This window comes from Arenimonas sp., assembly GCF_035721105.1.
In the GTDB taxonomy this organism is placed as follows: domain Bacteria; phylum Pseudomonadota; class Gammaproteobacteria; order Xanthomonadales; family Xanthomonadaceae; genus Arenimonas.
Window position 1 is genome coordinate 14,304 of sequence record NZ_DASTNG010000087.1, and the last position, 15,179, is coordinate 29,482.

The window sequence follows — 15,179 nt, forward strand, 5'->3', positions numbered from 1 at the left end:
TCCGATCCACCTGTGCCAGCACACGCGGGGTTTCCCGGTGCGAAGGTTGGATGATTTATACCAGCCGCATTTTGACCGCGCAATACGCGAAAGCCAGATATTTCGCGGGTTTCCGGGACTTGCGGTGGCTCGCGATCAGTGCGTCATCGAGGCCTGGCCACCGTCCTTCGTGCCGGGTTCGCTGCTGGCCTCGGGGGCCGGGTCGGACCCCGCCCCCGGGGCCAGGGGGCGCACCAGGGCGACATCCAGGACCTCGTCGATCCATTTGACCGGAATGATCTCAAGGCCTTGGGTGACGTTCTTGGGGATGTCCGCGAGATCCTTCTTGTTCTCGTCCGGGATCAGCACCGTGCGGATGCCGCCGCGCAGGGCCGCCAGCAGCTTTTCCTTCAGGCCGCCGATCGGCAGCACCCGGCCACGCAGGGTGATTTCGCCGGTCATGGCCACGTCGGCCCGGATCGGCACGCCCGACAGCACCGAGACCAGGGCCGTGACCATGGCGATGCCGGCGCTGGGGCCGTCCTTCGGGGTGGCGCCCTCGGGCACGTGCACGTGGGTGTCGAACTTGTTGTGGAACTCGGTGTCCAGGCCCAGCCGCTCGCTGCGCGAACGCACCACGCTGTAGGCGGCCTTGACCGATTCCTGCATGACGTCGCCGAGCTGGCCGGTGAGGATCAGCTGGCCCTTGCCCGGCAGCAGCGTGGCTTCGATCTGCAGCAGGTCGCCGCCGACTTCGGTCCAGGCCAGGCCGGTGACCAGGCCGACTTCGCTTTCCTGCTCGGCGCGGCCGAAGTCGAAGCGCTGCACGCCCAGGTACTTGTCGAGGTTCTTGGGGGTGACGCTCATGGACAGCGGCTTGCCGTTCTTGCGCGGGCCGGCCAGGGCGATTTCCTTGACCACCTTGCGGCAGATCTTGGAGACCTCGCGCTCGAGGTTGCGCACGCCGGACTCGCGCGTGTAGTAGCGCACGATGTCGCGCACCGCGCCCTCGCTGACCTTGAGCTCGGCCGGCTTCAGCCCGTTCGCCTTGAGCTGCTTCGGGATCAGGTACTTCTCGGCGATGTGCAGCTTCTCGTCCTCGGTGTAGCCGGGGATGCGGATCACTTCCATGCGGTCGAGCAGCGGGCCGGGGATGTTGAGCGAGTTGGAGGTCGCCACGAACATCACTTCCGACAGGTCCAGGTCGACCTCGAGGTAGTGGTCGTTGAACGAGTGGTTCTGCTCCGGGTCCAGCACTTCGAGCAGGGCCGAGGACGGGTCGCCGCGGAAGTCCATGCTCATCTTGTCGATCTCGTCGAGCATGAACAGGGGGTTCTTGCTGCCGACCTTGCTCAGGTTCTGGACGATGCGGCCGGGCATCGAGCCGATGTAGGTCCGGCGGTGGCCGCGGATCTCGGCCTCGTCGCGCACGCCGCCCAGCGACATGCGCACGAACTTGCGGTTCGTGGCCTTGGCGATGGACTGGCCGAGCGACGTCTTGCCGACGCCGGGCGGGCCCACCAGGCACAGGATGGCGCCCTTCATGTTCTTCACCCGCGACTGCACCGCGAGATACTCGAGGATGCGTTCCTTCACCTTCTCCAGGCCGTAGTGGTCGGCGTCGAGCACGTCCAGCGCGGCCTTGAGGTCCTTGCGGACCTTGCTGCGCTTCTTCCACGGCACGCCCACCAGCCAGTCGATGTAGTTGCGCACGACGGTGGCCTCGGCCGACATCGGCGACATCTGCTTGAGCTTGTTGAGCTCGGCGCGGGCCTTGGCCTCGACCGCCTTGGGCATGCCGGCGGACGCGACCTTCTTGGCCAGCTCCTCGAGTTCGTTCGGCGCTTCGTCCAGCTCGCCGAGCTCCTTCTGGATCGCCTTCATCTGCTCGTTGAGGTAGTACTCGCGCTGGCTCTTCTCCATCTGCGACTTCACGCGGCCGCGGATGCGCTTCTCGATCTGCTGGACGTCGATCTCGCCGTCCACCAGGCCAATCAGCATCTCCATGCGCTGGCCGATGTCCAGGGTCTCGAGCAGCTGCTGCTTGTCGGACAGGCGCGCGCCGAGGTGGGCCGAGATGGTGTCGGCCAGGCGGCTGGGTTCGTCGATGCCCGACAGCGTGGTCAGCAGCTCGGGCGGCAGCTTGCGGTTGGTCTTGACGTACTGCTCGAACAGGGTCATCAGCGAACGCTGGGTGACCTCGAGTTCGCGCGCGTCGCGCGCATGCAGCGAATCGACTTCGACGCCGGTGGCGGTCAGCGCGCCCTCGCGGTCGCCGTAGCCATCGATGGCCACGCGCGCCGAGCCCTCGACCAGCACCTTGATGGTGCCATCGGGCAGCTTGAGCAACTGCAGCACCTGGGCCAGCGTGCCGACGCCGTAGAGGTCTTCCGCGGCCGGGTCGTCGGTGTCCGGGCTCTTCTGGGCGATCAGCAGGATCTGCTTGTCGCCGGCCATCGCCAGGTCCAGCGCCTTGATCGAGCGGTCGCGGCCCACGAACAGCGGGATGACCATGTGCGGGTACACCACCACGTCGCGCAGCGGCAGCACGGGCAGGTCCAGGCGATTCGGGACGGGGGTCTTGTCTTCCATGGGAGGGGCTCCGTCGGGGGCCGGGGGCCCCGCTATGGCTCAGGTTATGGGGGCCCGGGGGGCTGCTTGCAAGTTTTTCTTCCGGAAAAGAAACGGGCCGGAAAGACCGGCCCGGGATTCAAGCACTTGCAGCGTACGGTTCAGTCGCCGGAGGCGGCCTTGGGCGCCGCGGCGGGGGCCGGGGTGCTGGAGTAGATCAGGTAGGGCTCGGTGGCATGGTTGATCACCGACTCGTCCACGACGACCTTGCTGACGTTTTCCAGCGACGGCAGGTCGTACATGGTGTCGAGCAGCACCGACTCCATGATGGTGCGCAGGCCGCGGGCGCCGGTCTTGCGCTTGAGTGCGCGCTTGGCGATCGCCATCAGCGCGTCCGGACGCACCTCCAGCTCGACGCCCTCCATCTCGAACAGCTTCTTGAACTGCTTGGTGATGGCGTTCTTGGGCTCGGTGAGGATCTTGATCAGCGCGGTTTCGTCGAGCTCCTCGAGGGTGGCGACCACCGGCAGGCGGCCGACGAACTCGGGGATCAGGCCGAACTTGATCAGGTCCTCGGGCTCGACCTCGGCCAGCAGCTTGCCGACCTCGACCTTGCGTTCGCTGGACTTCACCTTGGACGAGAAGCCGATGCCGCCGGCTTCGGTGCTGCGGGCCTGGATGATCTTGTCCAGGCCGGCGAAGGCGCCGCCGACGATGAACAGGATGTTCTTGGTGTCGACCTGCAGGAATTCCTGCTGCGGGTGCTTGCGGCCGCCCTGCGGCGGCACCGAGGCGACGGTGCCCTCGATGAGCTTGAGCAGGGCCTGCTGCACGCCTTCGCCCGAGACGTCGCGGGTGATGGACGGGTTCTCGGACTTGCGCGAGATCTTGTCGATCTCGTCGATGTAGACGATGCCCTGCTGCGCCTTCTCGACGTCGTAGTCGCACTTCTGCAGCAGCTTCTGGATGATGTTCTCGACGTCCTCGCCGACGTAGCCCGCCTCGGTGAGGGTGGTGGCGTCGGCGATGGTGAACGGCACGTTGAGCAGGCGCGCCAGCGTCTCCGCCAGCAGGGTCTTGCCCGAGCCGGTGGGGCCGATGAGCAGGATGTTGGACTTGGACAGTTCGATGTCCTCGTTCTTGATCCGGCTTTCGATGCGCTTGTAGTGGTTGTACACCGCGACCGACAGCGTCTTCTTCGCGCGCTGCTGGCCGATGACGTACTGGTCGAGGACCTCGAGGATCTCGCGCGGCTTGGGCAGGTGGCTGCGGGCGGCGTGGGCCTTTTCCTCGAGCTCCTCGCGGATGATGTCGTTGCACAGCTCGACGCATTCATCGCAGATGAACACGCTGGGGCCCGCGATCAGCTTGCGGACCTCGTGCTGGCTCTTGCCGCAAAACGAGCAGTACAGGATCTTGCTGCTGTCGCCGGTACGGCCCTGGCGGTCTTCGGTCATGCTCTGGTTGCCCTGGTGGAATGGGTCGGAATCGAGAATATCACAGGCCGCCAATGGTCAAACCCCGACCCGGCGGGGCCGGATCGGGGCGTGAAGGCGGTGTTTCGGCCGGGGATCAACCGGCCTGGACGGTGTCTTCGGGACGCGAGCTGATGACCGCGTCGACCACGCCGTAGGCCTTGGCCTCTTCGGCGGACATGAAGTAGTCGCGCTCGACGTCGCGCTCGATCTTCTCGATCGGCTGCCCGGTGTTGTCGGCCAGCTCCTTGTTCAGGCGCTCGCGCAGGAACAGGATCTCCTTGGCCTGGATCGCGATGTCGCTGGCCTGGCCCTGGGCGCCGCCCGAGGGCTGGTGGATCATCACCCGCGAGTTCGGGAGGATGTAGCGCTTGCCCTTGGCGCCCGCGGCCAGCAGGAACGAGCCCATGCTGGCGGCCTGGCCGACGCAGATGGTGCTCACGTCGGGCTTGATGAAGCGCATGGTGTCGTAGATCGCCATGCCGGCCGTGACCACGCCGCCCGGCGAGTTGATGTACAGGCTGATGTCCTTCTCGGGGTTCTCGGCCTCGAGGAACAGCAGCTGGGCGACGATCACGTTCGCCATGTAGTCGTCGATGGGGCCGACCAGGAAGATCACCCGCTCCTTGAGCAGGCGCGAGTAGATGTCATACGCCCGCTCGCCGCGGCTGGTCTGTTCGACCACCATCGGCACCAGGTTCAAGCCCTTGATCGGTTCCATGCGACGTTCCTCCGTTTTGGCCGAGCTTACGCGGCCGGGCGCATCAGTTCGGTGAAGCTCAGCGCCTGTTCGGTGGCTTCGGCGCGCTCGGCGATCCAGTCGATCACCTGCTCCTCCATCACCCGGTTGCGCAGGCTGGACATGAGGTTGGGGTCGTTCCGATAGAGTTCAACGACCTGCTCGGGCTCCTCGTAGGTGGAGGCGATCAGCTGCAGGGTCTCGTTCAGGCGCTTGGGGTCGAGGCGCAGCTCGTTCTGGCGGGCGACTTCGCCCACCAGCAGGCCGGCGGCCACGCGGTTGCGGGCGGCGGCCATGAACTGCTCCGGGTCGGCCTTGGCGTTGGCATTGCCCTGCTGGCGCGCCTGCTGCTCGGCGGCGGCGGCCATGTTGCGGGCCTCGGCCTGGACCAGGCGCGGCGGCAGCTCGACGCTGCTGAAGGCCTCGACCAGCTTGGTCGCGACTTCGGCGCGCAGGCGGGCCATCAGGGTGCCCTTGAGCTCGCGCTCGAGGTTGGCGCGCACTTCCTTGCGGAACTGTTCGATCTTGCCGCCCTTGATGCCAAAGCTCTTGACGAACGCCTCGTCGATCTCGGGCAGGTGCGGCTCGGACACCTTGTGCACCTTGAGCATGACCTTGGCGGCCTTGCCGGCCAGGTCGGTGGCGCGCCAGTCGGCCGGGAAGGTCATGTCGATCTCGCGCTCTTCGCCGGCGGACATGCCGGCCAGCGCGGTCTCGATCTCGGGCAGCATCACCGCCGAGCCCAGCACGGTGTTGCCCTTGTCGCTGCCTTCCGGCGGCATGCGCAGCTCGCCGCTGGTGGCGACGGTCTCGACCGCCAGCAGGTCGCCCGGCTGCGCCGGACGCGACACTTCGACCCAGGTTCGGCGCTGCGCGCGCAGGGTTTCGATCATGCCGTCGATGTCGGTCTCGTCGATGGCCGAGGTGGCACGGACGATCTTGAGCTGCTTCGGGTCGATGGTGCCGAAATCGGGCACGACCTCGAAGGTCGCGGTGAAGCGGATTTCGCCGGCGTCGGCGGCCGGGTCGGCCTTGAGCTCGGGGTTGCCGGCGACCAGCAGCTTCTGCTCGCGCAGGGCTTCGCCGAAGCTTTCACGGACCAGCTCGCCGTAGGCTTCGTTGCGGACCTGGGGACCGAAGCGCTGCTCGATGACCTTGGCAGGCACCTTGCCCTTGCGGAAACCCTTGATGTTGGCCGTGCGCGCGATCTCGACCAGGCGCTTGCCGACGACGTCGTCGAGGCGTTCGGCCGGCAGGCTGATGGTGAGGCGGCGTTCCAGGTTGGCGGTGTTCTCGAGCGAAACTTGCATGTCAACTCCTGACCGCGCCGTTCCCGGGCGCGAAAATGAAAAAACCCGCAGAGCCCCGAATCATCCCCGCGCCTCCGTTGCCGGATGGTGCGAAAGGAGAGACTCGAACTCTCACGGGTTGCCCCACTGGAACCTAAATCCAGCGCGTCTACCAGTTCCGCCACTTTCGCATTGCCGCGCGGTATCGATTCAATCGGGAAGATTGGTGGGCCGTGAAGGATTCGAACCTTCGACCTATTGATTAAGAGTCAACTGCTCTACCAACTGAGCTAACGGCCCGTAATCTTCCCGCCGAAGCGGCTTGCGACGCGGCATTATGCCGCGCTCGGAACTGGGGTGGAAGACGGGACTCGAACCCGCGACCCTCGGAATCACAATCCGATGCTCTAACCAGCTGAGCTACATCCACCACATTGTGAACCTGAACCCTGCTCCACCCCTCCCGGCCTGGCGCGCCCGGCAGGAATCGAACCTGCAACCGCCGGCTTAGAAGGCCGGTGCTCTATCCAGTTGAGCTACGGGCGCCTGCCGGGATGATAACCCGACGACGTCCGCCCGCTTCCATGCGCGGTTGCCGCTGACACCGGGAAAGCTGGCCTGGTCGGGGCAGAGGGATTCGAACCCACGACATCCAGCTCCCAAAGCTGGCGCTCTACCAGGCTGAGCTATACCCCGGCGGTGGAACCCGGCACCCGGAGAGGCGCGCCGCACGAGTTACAACTTTACGGCTGCCGCGGCCGGGGGTGCAATGCACCGAAGGCCTTGGCCGCCGAACAAAAAGGGTGCCGAAGCACCCTGTTTGCCGAAGAGTGGCGCGCCCGGAGAGATTCGAACTCCCGACCACCAAGTTCGTAGCCTGGTGCTCTATCCAGCTGAGCTACGGGCGCGCAGAAGCGAAATTATGGGGGACGGCGGCGATGCCGTCAATGCCTGCGATGAAACAAAACCGCGGGCCACCCAAACACACCTTGGTTGCAACTTCGCCGCCGGTGGAAGGCCGCCTTGGAGGCGGCGATTCCGACCTGGCGGAGTGAGAGGGATTCGAACCCTCGATCAGGCTTTTGACCCGATACTCCCTTAGCAGGGGAGCCCCTTCGGCCACTCGGGCATCACTCCGTGACGGACACCGGTTTTGACCTTTCGGGCGAAACCGGCCGCATAGGATAGCCTTTCAATCGGGCTTCGGTAAACCCGCATCGGCGCCGGCGCCCGCGGGCGCCTCGCCGTCGTCCTTCTGGATGCGCTGGAAGATTTCCTCGCGATGCACGGCGACGTCCTTGGGCGCCGTGATGCCGATGCGCACCTGGTTGCCCTTGACGCCCAGCACCGTGACGGTGACCGAGTCACCGATCATCAGGGTTTCTCCCACCCTTCGCGTCAAAATAAGCATCGCTCTCCCTCCCGATACGTCCCTGCACCGGCCCGCGCGACCCATTGGCTGCGCGCGGTTCCCAGGCCGCAAGATTGCGGCGCTTACCGATGGTAGTGCGCTGCCGGGCGGGGTGCAACGAAGCCCCCGCCTCCGCCGGCTCAGCCCACGCGCTCGGCGACCCAGGCCGGCACCGCCTGCAGCGCCGCCACCAGCGCCGGGCCGTCCGGTCCGCCGCCCTGGGCCATGTCGGGGCGGCCGCCGCCCTTGCCGCCGATCTGCGCGGCGACGTGCGCCAGCAGCTCGCCCGCCTTGACCTTGCCCAGCGCCCTGCCCTGCACGCCCGCGACCAGCGAGGCCTTGCCGCCCTCGGCCGAGGCCAGCACGATCACGGCGTCGCCCAGGCGCGCCTTGAGCTGGTCGACGGCGTCGCGCAGCGACTTGGCGTCCAGTCCCTCCAGGCGCGCGGCGACCACCTTGGTGCCCGCCACCTCGGGCGCGGACGCCGCGAGATCGGCGGTGGCGCCCGCGGCGGCCTTGGCCTTGAGCGATTCGAGTTCGCGCTCGAGCTTCTTCTGGCGATCGAGCAGCTGGCGCAGTTTCTCGACGACGTCGGCGGCGTTGCCGCCCAGCAGCGCGGCCGCCTCTTCCAGGCGGCGCTCTTCGGCCGCGATATGGGCCAGCGCGCCCTCGCCCGTCACCGCTTCGATGCGGCGCACGCCGGCCGCCACGCCGCCTTCCGAGATGATCTTGAAGACGCCGATGTCGCCGGTGTGGTGGACGTGGGTACCGCCGCACAGCTCGGTCGAGAACTCGCCCATGCGAAGCACGCGCACGTGCTCGCCGTACTTCTCGCCGAACAGCGCCATGGCGCCGAAATCGAGCGCTTCCTGCATGCCCATGTGGTGCACTTCGGCCTCGGCGTTGCGGCGGATCTCGGCGTTGACCATCGCCTCGATACGGGCCAGGTCGGCGGCCGGGATGGCCTGGAAGTGCGAGAAGTCGAAGCGCAGGCGATCGGGCGCGACCAGCGAACCCTTCTGCGTGACGTGGTCACCGAGCACCTGGCGCAGCGCGGCGTGCAGGAGGTGGGTGGCCGAGTGGTTGAGCACCGTGGCCTGGCGGCGCGCCTCGTCGACGCGCGCCGAGACGCGGTCGCCGACCTTCAGGGCGCCGCCCGAGAGGCGGCCCAGGTGGCCGTGGAAGGCCCCGGAGAGCTTGAGCGTGTCGCGCACCTCGAAGCGGTTGCCCGCGGGATCGAGCAGCTGGCCGGCGTCGCCGACCTGGCCGCCCGACTCGGCGTAGAACGGCGTGTGGTCGAGCAGCACCACGGCCTCCTCGCCCACCGCCAGCGACGGCACCGGCTTGCCGTCGCGGACGATGGCGACGATGCGGCAGCCGTCGGCGTCGAGCGACTCGTAGCCCAGGAATTCGGTCGGCCGCAGGCTGGCGATCAGGTCGGCGGGAAGCGCGGTGCCGCCGGCGAACTTGCTGGCGGCGCGGGCGCGGTCGCGCTGCTGGTCCATCGACGCCTCGTACTCGGCCAGCGCACCGTCGGCCAGGGCCCAGCCCTTGTCGGCGTTCTCGCGCAGCAGGTCGGCGATCAGGTCCGGCGGGCAGCCGTAGGTGTCGTGCAGCTGGAACAGCTGCTCGCCGCGGATGCGGTTGCCGGAGGCGGCCAGGTAGTCCTGCAGGCGCGCCATGCCGGCCTCCAGCGTCTGAGCGAACGCGGCCTCCTCGCCCTTCAGCGCCTGCTCCACCAGCTTCTGCTTGGCGGCCAGCTCGGGATAGGCCTCGCCCATCACTTCGACCAGCGGCTGCACCATGCGCCAGAACTGGCCGTCGGCGCTGAGGCCGTCGAGCTTCCAGAAATGGCGGATGGCGCGGCGGATGATGCGGCGCAGGACGTAGCCGCGGCCTTCGTTCGAGGGCAGCACGCCGTCGACCACCAGGAAGCTGCAGGCACGGATGTGGTCGGCGATGACGCGCAGCGACTTGTGTTCGAGATCGGCGGTGGACGTGATCGCGGCCGCGGCCTTGATCAGGTGCTGGAACAGGTCGATCTCGTAGTTGCTGTGCACGTGCTGCAGCACGGCCGCGATCCGCTCCAGGCCCATGCCGGTGTCGACGCAGGGCGCCGGCAGCGGCACCAGGGTGCCGTCGGCCTGGCGGTCGTACTGCATGAAGACGTTGTTCCAGATCTCGATGAAACGATCGCCGTCCTCGTCCGGGCTGCCCGGCGGACCCCCGGCGATGTGGTCGCCGTGGTCGTAGAAGATCTCGGAGCACGGGCCGCAGGGGCCGGTGTCGGCCATCTGCCAGAAGTTGTCGCTGGCGTAGGGCGCGCCCTTGTTGTCGCCGATGCGGATGATGCGCTCGGGCGGCAGGCCGACCACCTTGTTCCAGATGTCGTAGGCCTCGTCGTCGGTGTGGTAGACGGTGACCAGCAAGCGCTCGGCGGGCAGCTTCCAGACTTCGGTAAGCAACTGCCAGGCGTAGGTGATGGCCTCGTGCTTGAAATAGTCGCCGAAGCTGAAGTTGCCCAGCATCTCGAAGAAGGTGTGGTGGCGCGCGGTGTAGCCGACCTGGTCGAGGTCGTTGTGCTTGCCGCCGGCGCGCACGCAGCGCTGCGAGCTGACGGCCCGCGCGTAGCTGCGCTTCTCGGCGCCCAGGAACACGTCCTTGAACTGCACCATGCCGGCATTGGTGAACAACAGCGTCGGGTCGTTGCCCGGCACGAGCGGGCTCGAGGGGACGATTTCGTGGCCCTTGGAGCGGAAGAACTCCAGGAAATCCCGGCGGATCTGGTTGCTGGTCTTGGTCATGGACGGCGAAAGGCTCTGGGAACTTGGAGTCAGGGCCACGGCGCGACGCACCCGCCCCACCCCGGGATGGGGGCGGAACCGGGGATCACCACCGGATGGCGTGGCTGCCAAGATTAACAGCCCGCGACGGGGGGCCGGCACCCGGCGGGCGCGGACGGCTAGAAGAAGCCGCCGTCGTCCTCGTCCGCGGCGCGGTCGCGGACCGCGCCCCAGGCGCTGTCCTGGTCGAAGCCCCGCCGCAGCAGGAAATCGACCGCCTTGCGCCGCTTGCCCGGGTCGGCGAGGACCTCGGGCCGGAAGCGCTTGTCGATCAGGGCCCGCGCCGAGGCGGGCCAGTCGGTTTCACAGGCCTCGATAGCCTGCTCGACCTCGGCCGCGGGCAGGCCGTGGCCGGCCAGCTCCTGGCGGATCCGCACCGGCCCATAACCCGCATGGGCCCGGTCTCGCGCGAAGGCGGTAGCGAACCTGAGGTCGTCCTGGTAGCCCAGCCCGGCCAGTTTTTCGATGGCGGCCTCGGCCTCCTCCGGGTCGGCGCCGCGCAGGCCCAGCTTGCGCTTGAGGTCACGGCGGGAATGCTCCCGCCGGACCAGCAGCTCCAGCGCCTTCTGGTAGGCATCCGGCCGGGCGCGGCCGGACGCGTCACCGAAGCCCATGGTGGACGTCCCCGGCCGACGCCGGGGCTCAGGCCTCGGCCGGCTCGGCGTTCTCGTCGCCGATCACCAGGCCCGGGACGAACTTCTCGCGCAGCTTGGCCTCGAGATCCTTGGCCACGGCCGGGTTCTCCTTGAGCCACTGGCGGACGTTCTCCTTGCCCTGGCCGATGCGGTCGCCGTTGTAGCTGTACCAGGCGCCCGCCTTCTCGATGAGCTTGGCGTCCACGCCCATGTCGATGATCTCGCCCTCGCGGCTGATGCCCTGGCCGTAGAGGATCTCGGTGACGATGATCTTGAACGGCGGCGCCATCTTGTTCTTGACCACCTTGATCTTGGTCTGGTTGCCGATCACTTCCTCGCCCTTCTTGACCGAGCCGATGCGGCGGATGTCCAGGCGCACCGAGGCGTAGAACTTGAGCGCGTTGCCACCGGTGGTCACTTCCGGGCTCTGGCCCGGCATCATCACGCCGATCTTCATGCGCAGCTGGTTGATGAAGATGACCATGCAGTTGCTGCGCTTGATGTTGCCGGTGAGCTTGCGCAGGGCCTGGCTCATCAGGCGGGCCTGCAGGCCCGGCAGCTGGTCGCCCATCTCGCCCTCGATCTCGGCGCGCGGGGTGAGCGCGGCGACGGAGTCGACCACGACCATGTCGACCGAGTTCGAGCGCACCAGCATGTCGGCGATCTCGAGCGCCTGCTCGCCGGTGTCGGGCTGGCTGACCAGCAGGTCGTCGATATTGACGCCCAGCTTGACCGCATAGGTCGGGTCGAGCGCGTGCTCGGCGTCGATGAAGGCCGCGGTGCCGCCGGCCTTCTGGCACTCGGCGATGGCCTGCAGGGTCAGCGTGGTCTTGCCCGAGGACTCGGGGCCGTAGATCTCGATGACGCGCCCCTTGGGCAGGCCGCCGATGCCGAGCGCGATGTCGAGCATCAGCGAACCGGTGCCGATGACCTCGGCCGGCTCGGTGCTCTTGTCGCCCATGCGCATGACGGCGCCCTTGCCGAACTGCTTCTCGATCTGGCCCAGGGCAGCGGTGAGGGCGCGCTTCTTGTTCTCGTCCATCGTGGGGTTCCTCGGGGGTTTGTTGTCAGGTGCAGCGAGGTTAGCGGGGCGGGGTCTCACGGACTGAGAACGTTCCGCGGACCCTGAATCTGCGGGTTCGCGCGCATCGGCGGCAGCGGTTTCCGCCTCGATGCGCTGTAGGGAAAGCGACTTCTTCGGGCCCGACTTCTTGCCACCGAAACTCAACGGTTCGGCCTTACGAGGCCGCAGTACAGGCCTTCGACCGCGAAGTCCTGGTCGGGCTTGACGACGATGGGGGCGAAGTCGGGATTGCGGGGCAGGAGGCGGATGCCGTCCTTGCCGATCTTGAGCAGTTTCACGGTGATTTCCTCATCGATGCGGGCGACCACGATCTGGCCGCTGCGCGCGTCACGGGTACGGTGCACGCCGATCAGGTCGCCGTGCAGGATGCCTTCGTCGCGCATGGAGTCGCCCTTGACCTTGAGCAGGTAGTCGGGTGCCGGCGAGAAGAAGACGCGATCGAGCAGCACCATGTCGTGAAGGCCGGCGTCGGCGCCGATGGGCAGGCCGGCGGCGACCTGGCCCAACACGGGCAGGCGAAGGAGGTCGTCCCCGGCGGCGGGGACGAGGTCCGCCGCCGGGGACGACACGTCGGGGAGCCCCTCGGGCGCGACCAGGCGGATGCCGCGCGCCTGCCCCGGCACGCGGCGGATGGCGCCGGCCTGCTCGAGGGCCTCGAGGTGGTATTGCGCGGCGCGCACGCCCTTGAAGCCGAAGGCGTGGGCGATCTCGACCTGGGACGGCGGGACGCCGTCGGCCGCGATGCGCTCGGTGATCATGGCCAGGATGGCCTGCTGGGTGTCGGTGATGTCCATTAGTAGTAATACTACTAATGACCCCGCCCCGGCTGTCAAGCCTTTTTTCCGCCGGCTAGCGGGCCAGCTCCAGCAGGCCGCGCAGCGCGGCCTCCACGGTCTGCCGGCGCACCGCCTCGCGGTCGCCTTCGAAGTGGAACAGCTCGGCCTTGGGGTAGCCGCCGCGCCGCTTCCAGCCCAGCCAAACCGTGCCGACCGGCTTGCCGGGGCTGCCGCCGGTGGGGCCGGCGATGCCGGTGACCGCGACCGCGATGCTGGCGCCCGAGGTGACCAGGGCGCCCGACACCATCTCGGTGACGGTCTCGCGGCTGACCGCGCCGTGCTCGACCAGGGTCTCCGGGCGCACGCCCAGCAGCGCCTGCTTGGCTTCGTAGCTGTAGGCCGCCATGCCGCAGTCGAACCAGGCCGAACAGCCCGGAATGTCGGTGATCATCTTCGCGATCCAGCCGCCGGTGCAGCTTTCCGCGGTGGCCAGCATCAGGTGCTTTTCCTGCAGCAGGGCGCCCACCTGCCCGGCCAGGTCGTGCAGCAGGTCGTCTTCGGGCCGTCGTGTCGAGTCCATGCGCCTAGCCTAGTCGCCGGCGCCGGGACCCGCCACCGGCGCGTCGACAGGGCACCCGCTTGACAGGGCCGATTACATCTGTAATCTGAAGTCCGGATTACACCTGTAGACGAAAACATGCAGATCAGCGAAGCCGAAAGCATCGTCATGGCCGTGCTCTGGCGCGACAGCCCCCGCAGTTCGGAGGACGTGGTGGCCGAGCTCGCCCGCGAGCAGGACTGGCAGGCGTCCACCATCAAGACCCTGCTCGGCCGCCTGGTGAAGAAGGGCGCCGTGCGCGCCACCAAGGACGGCCGGCGCTTCAGCTACGCGCCGGTGCTCACCCGCGAGGCCTGGGTCCACGGCCAGAGCAGCCACCTGCTCGATCGGGTATTCGACGGTCGCCTGGCGCCGCTGATCGCCCACTTCACCGAGCGCCACGCGCTCTCGCGCAAGGACCTCGACGACGTGAAGCGCCTGCTGGAGGAGCTCGACGATGGCCAGTGACGCCCTGCTCGAATTGATCCAGGCCACCCTGGCCCTGACGCTCGCCCTGGTCGCGGTCCTGGCCCTGCGCCGGACGCTGCGGCATCGGTTCGGTGCGGGCGCGGCGTATGCGCTCTGGGCGACCGTGCCGCTGGCGGTGCTGGCCGTGCTGGTGCCGGCGCGCAGCGCGGCGCCGACGCAGGCGGTGGCCGAGGTCCCGGCGCTGTTCGCGGCCCTGCCCAGCGCGGAAGCCACCCGCTCGCTGGCCCCGGCGCTGCTGGGCCTGTGGCTGGCCGGCGCCGGCGCGCTGGCGCTGCTGATGGTCGTGCGGCAGCGACGCTTCCAGCGCAGCATCCGGCGCGCGCCGGGCCAGCCCACCGACACCTCCGCGTGGGCGACGCCCGCCGTCACCGGCCTGCTGCGGCCGCGGATCGTGCTGCCGCTGGATTTCGCCGCGCGCTACACGCCCGACGAGCAGCGCCTGGTCCTCGCCCACGAGCAGCTCCACATCAGCCGCGGCGACATCCCCGCCCAGGGGCTGGCGACGCTGCTGCGCTGCGTCTTCTGGTTCCACCCGCTGGTGCACGTCGCGGCCACACGCTTCCGCTTCGACCAGGAACTGGCCTGCGACGCGTCCGTCATCGCGCGGTTCCCGGCCGCGCGGCGCAGCTACGGCGAAGCGATGCTCAAGACCCAACTGGCCGGTTTCGGCCTTCCCGTGGGCTGCCACTGGCAGTCCAGCCATCCCCTGAAGGAGAGAATCAGCATGCTCAAGCACCCCTTGCCCGGCCTGCGGCGCCGTCGCCTGGCCTCCGCCCTGGTCGCCACGCTGGCCGCCGGCACCTGCCTGGCCGCCTGGGCGGCGCAGCCTGCGGCGCCCGCGGATGATGCCGCCGCCAAGCCCTTGTCGACGGTGGCCGATGTCGACGTGCTGACGCCGCCGGCCTATCCGGCCGAGGCCGCCGCCAAGGGCCTGGGCGGCCTGGTGGTGCTGGACGTGCTGGTGGGCACGGACGGCGTGCCCAAGGAAATCAAGGTGAGCCAGTCTTCGCCCGGCGGCGTGTTCGACCAGCTGGCGGTGGACGCGGCGTGGAAGTGGCGCTTCAACGCGGGCCGCAACGGCGCCACCGGCGAGAAGGTCGAAGGCTGGGTGCGCGTGCCGGTCAACTTCAGCCCCGACAAAAAGGACGAGGCCTCCGCGCCACTGTAATCCGTCGCGGCAGGCTGGCCGGCGCCGGCCAGCCTGCCGGGCAGCGGCCCGCCCATGCATCGCATGCGGCACAATGCGGCAGTCCGGCGGCAAGCCTTTCGCCGCCCTCCCCCTGACTGTCC

12 protein-coding genes and 7 tRNA genes are annotated in these 15,179 nt (G+C 68.3%); 2 read left to right on the plus strand and 17 right to left on the minus strand.

Going from position 1 to position 15,179, the window contains the following annotated elements:
- Window positions 1-135 precede the first annotated feature (135 nt).
- The 17 genes from lon to VFQ84_RS13805 form a co-directional block, all read right to left on the minus strand.
- Entirely contained in the window at window positions 136-2,571 is a 2,436-nt protein-coding gene (gene lon, locus VFQ84_RS13725) for an endopeptidase La (RefSeq protein ID WP_325132197.1), read from the minus strand.
- Window positions 2,572-2,711: 140 nt separating this feature from the next.
- Window positions 2,712-4,007 carry an ATP-dependent Clp protease ATP-binding subunit ClpX gene (gene clpX / locus VFQ84_RS13730; RefSeq protein WP_325132198.1) on the minus strand — a complete coding sequence of 432 codons (1,296 nt, stop codon included), beginning with the start codon at window positions 4,005-4,007 and terminating at the stop codon, window positions 2,712-2,714.
- Between the two features lie 115 nt (window positions 4,008-4,122).
- The gene (gene clpP / locus VFQ84_RS13735) at window positions 4,123-4,746 is read right to left on the minus strand and encodes an ATP-dependent Clp endopeptidase proteolytic subunit ClpP (RefSeq protein ID WP_325132199.1); all 624 of its coding nucleotides are present in this window, start codon (window positions 4,744-4,746) and stop codon (window positions 4,123-4,125) included.
- A gap of 26 nt (window positions 4,747-4,772) precedes the next feature.
- Window positions 4,773-6,074 (minus strand): trigger factor, encoded by a 1,302-nt coding sequence (gene tig / locus VFQ84_RS13740; protein ID WP_325132200.1) that lies wholly within the window; start codon window positions 6,072-6,074, stop codon window positions 4,773-4,775.
- Window positions 6,075-6,159: 85 nt separating this feature from the next.
- A tRNA-Leu gene (locus tag VFQ84_RS13745) sits at window positions 6,160-6,244 on the minus strand.
- 33 nt (window positions 6,245-6,277) lie between these two features.
- A tRNA-Lys gene (locus VFQ84_RS13750) sits at window positions 6,278-6,353 on the minus strand.
- Between the two features lie 53 nt (window positions 6,354-6,406).
- Window positions 6,407-6,483 (minus strand) — tRNA-His (locus tag VFQ84_RS13755).
- A 39-nt stretch (window positions 6,484-6,522) separates the two neighbouring features.
- Window positions 6,523-6,599 (minus strand) — tRNA-Arg (locus VFQ84_RS13760).
- Between the two features lie 73 nt (window positions 6,600-6,672).
- Window positions 6,673-6,749, minus strand: a tRNA-Pro gene (locus VFQ84_RS13765).
- A 135-nt stretch (window positions 6,750-6,884) separates the two neighbouring features.
- Window positions 6,885-6,961, minus strand: a tRNA-Arg gene (locus VFQ84_RS13770).
- 136 nt (window positions 6,962-7,097) lie between these two features.
- Window positions 7,098-7,190 (minus strand) — tRNA-Ser (locus VFQ84_RS13775).
- A 55-nt stretch (window positions 7,191-7,245) separates the two neighbouring features.
- Window positions 7,246-7,464 carry a carbon storage regulator CsrA gene (gene csrA, locus VFQ84_RS13780; protein ID WP_325132201.1) on the minus strand — a complete coding sequence of 73 codons (219 nt, stop codon included), beginning with the start codon at window positions 7,462-7,464 and terminating at the stop codon, window positions 7,246-7,248.
- 140 nt (window positions 7,465-7,604) lie between these two features.
- Window positions 7,605-10,268, minus strand: a complete 2,664-nt coding sequence (gene alaS / locus VFQ84_RS13785; protein ID WP_325132202.1) for an alanine--tRNA ligase — start codon at window positions 10,266-10,268, stop codon at window positions 7,605-7,607.
- A 158-nt stretch (window positions 10,269-10,426) separates the two neighbouring features.
- Window positions 10,427-10,921, minus strand: a complete 495-nt coding sequence (locus VFQ84_RS13790) for a regulatory protein RecX (protein WP_325132203.1) — start codon at window positions 10,919-10,921, stop codon at window positions 10,427-10,429.
- A 28-nt stretch (window positions 10,922-10,949) separates the two neighbouring features.
- A complete protein-coding gene (recA, locus tag VFQ84_RS13795) occupies window positions 10,950-11,984 on the minus strand; it encodes a recombinase RecA (protein ID WP_325132204.1) in 1,035 nt (344 codons plus the stop codon).
- 182 nt (window positions 11,985-12,166) lie between these two features.
- Window positions 12,167-12,820 carry a transcriptional repressor LexA gene (lexA, locus tag VFQ84_RS13800; RefSeq protein WP_325132205.1) on the minus strand — a complete coding sequence of 218 codons (654 nt, stop codon included), beginning with the start codon at window positions 12,818-12,820 and terminating at the stop codon, window positions 12,167-12,169.
- A 55-nt stretch (window positions 12,821-12,875) separates the two neighbouring features.
- Entirely contained in the window at window positions 12,876-13,382 is a 507-nt protein-coding gene (locus VFQ84_RS13805; protein ID WP_325132206.1) for a CinA family protein, read from the minus strand.
- 117 nt (window positions 13,383-13,499) lie between these two features.
- Between VFQ84_RS13805 and VFQ84_RS13810 the strand changes: the two genes are divergently transcribed.
- Window positions 13,500-13,868, plus strand: coding sequence for a BlaI/MecI/CopY family transcriptional regulator (locus tag VFQ84_RS13810; RefSeq protein WP_325132207.1), 369 nt, complete (start codon window positions 13,500-13,502; stop codon window positions 13,866-13,868).
- Window positions 13,858-15,057 (plus strand): TonB family protein, encoded by a 1,200-nt coding sequence (locus VFQ84_RS13815; RefSeq protein ID WP_325132208.1) that lies wholly within the window; start codon window positions 13,858-13,860, stop codon window positions 15,055-15,057. Before VFQ84_RS13810 ends, VFQ84_RS13815 begins: the two co-directional genes overlap by 11 nt.
- Window positions 15,058-15,179: the final 122 nt, after the last annotated feature.

Bases quoted from the DNA above. Each gene is read 5' to 3' on its own strand.
- lon (WP_325132197.1), bottom strand. From the start codon at position 2,571: ATGGAAGACAAGACCCCCGTCCCGAATCGCCTGGACCTGCCCGTGCTG.
- clpX (WP_325132198.1), bottom strand. From the start codon at position 4,007: ATGACCGAAGACCGCCAGGGCCGTACCGGCGACAGCAGCAAGATCCTG.
- clpP (WP_325132199.1), bottom strand. From the start codon at position 4,746: ATGGAACCGATCAAGGGCTTGAACCTGGTGCCGATGGTGGTCGAACAG.
- tig (WP_325132200.1), bottom strand. From the start codon at position 6,074: ATGCAAGTTTCGCTCGAGAACACCGCCAACCTGGAACGCCGCCTCACC.
- csrA (WP_325132201.1), bottom strand. From the start codon at position 7,464: ATGCTTATTTTGACGCGAAGGGTGGGAGAAACCCTGATGATCGGTGAC.
- alaS (WP_325132202.1), bottom strand. From the start codon at position 10,268: ATGACCAAGACCAGCAACCAGATCCGCCGGGATTTCCTGGAGTTCTTC.
- VFQ84_RS13790 (WP_325132203.1), bottom strand. From the start codon at position 10,921: ATGGGCTTCGGTGACGCGTCCGGCCGCGCCCGGCCGGATGCCTACCAG.
- recA (WP_325132204.1), bottom strand. From the start codon at position 11,984: ATGGACGAGAACAAGAAGCGCGCCCTCACCGCTGCCCTGGGCCAGATC.
- lexA (WP_325132205.1), bottom strand. From the start codon at position 12,820: ATGGACATCACCGACACCCAGCAGGCCATCCTGGCCATGATCACCGAG.
- VFQ84_RS13805 (WP_325132206.1), bottom strand. From the start codon at position 13,382: ATGGACTCGACACGACGGCCCGAAGACGACCTGCTGCACGACCTGGCC.
- VFQ84_RS13810 (WP_325132207.1), top strand. From the start codon at position 13,500: ATGCAGATCAGCGAAGCCGAAAGCATCGTCATGGCCGTGCTCTGGCGC.
- VFQ84_RS13815 (WP_325132208.1), top strand. From the start codon at position 13,858: ATGGCCAGTGACGCCCTGCTCGAATTGATCCAGGCCACCCTGGCCCTG.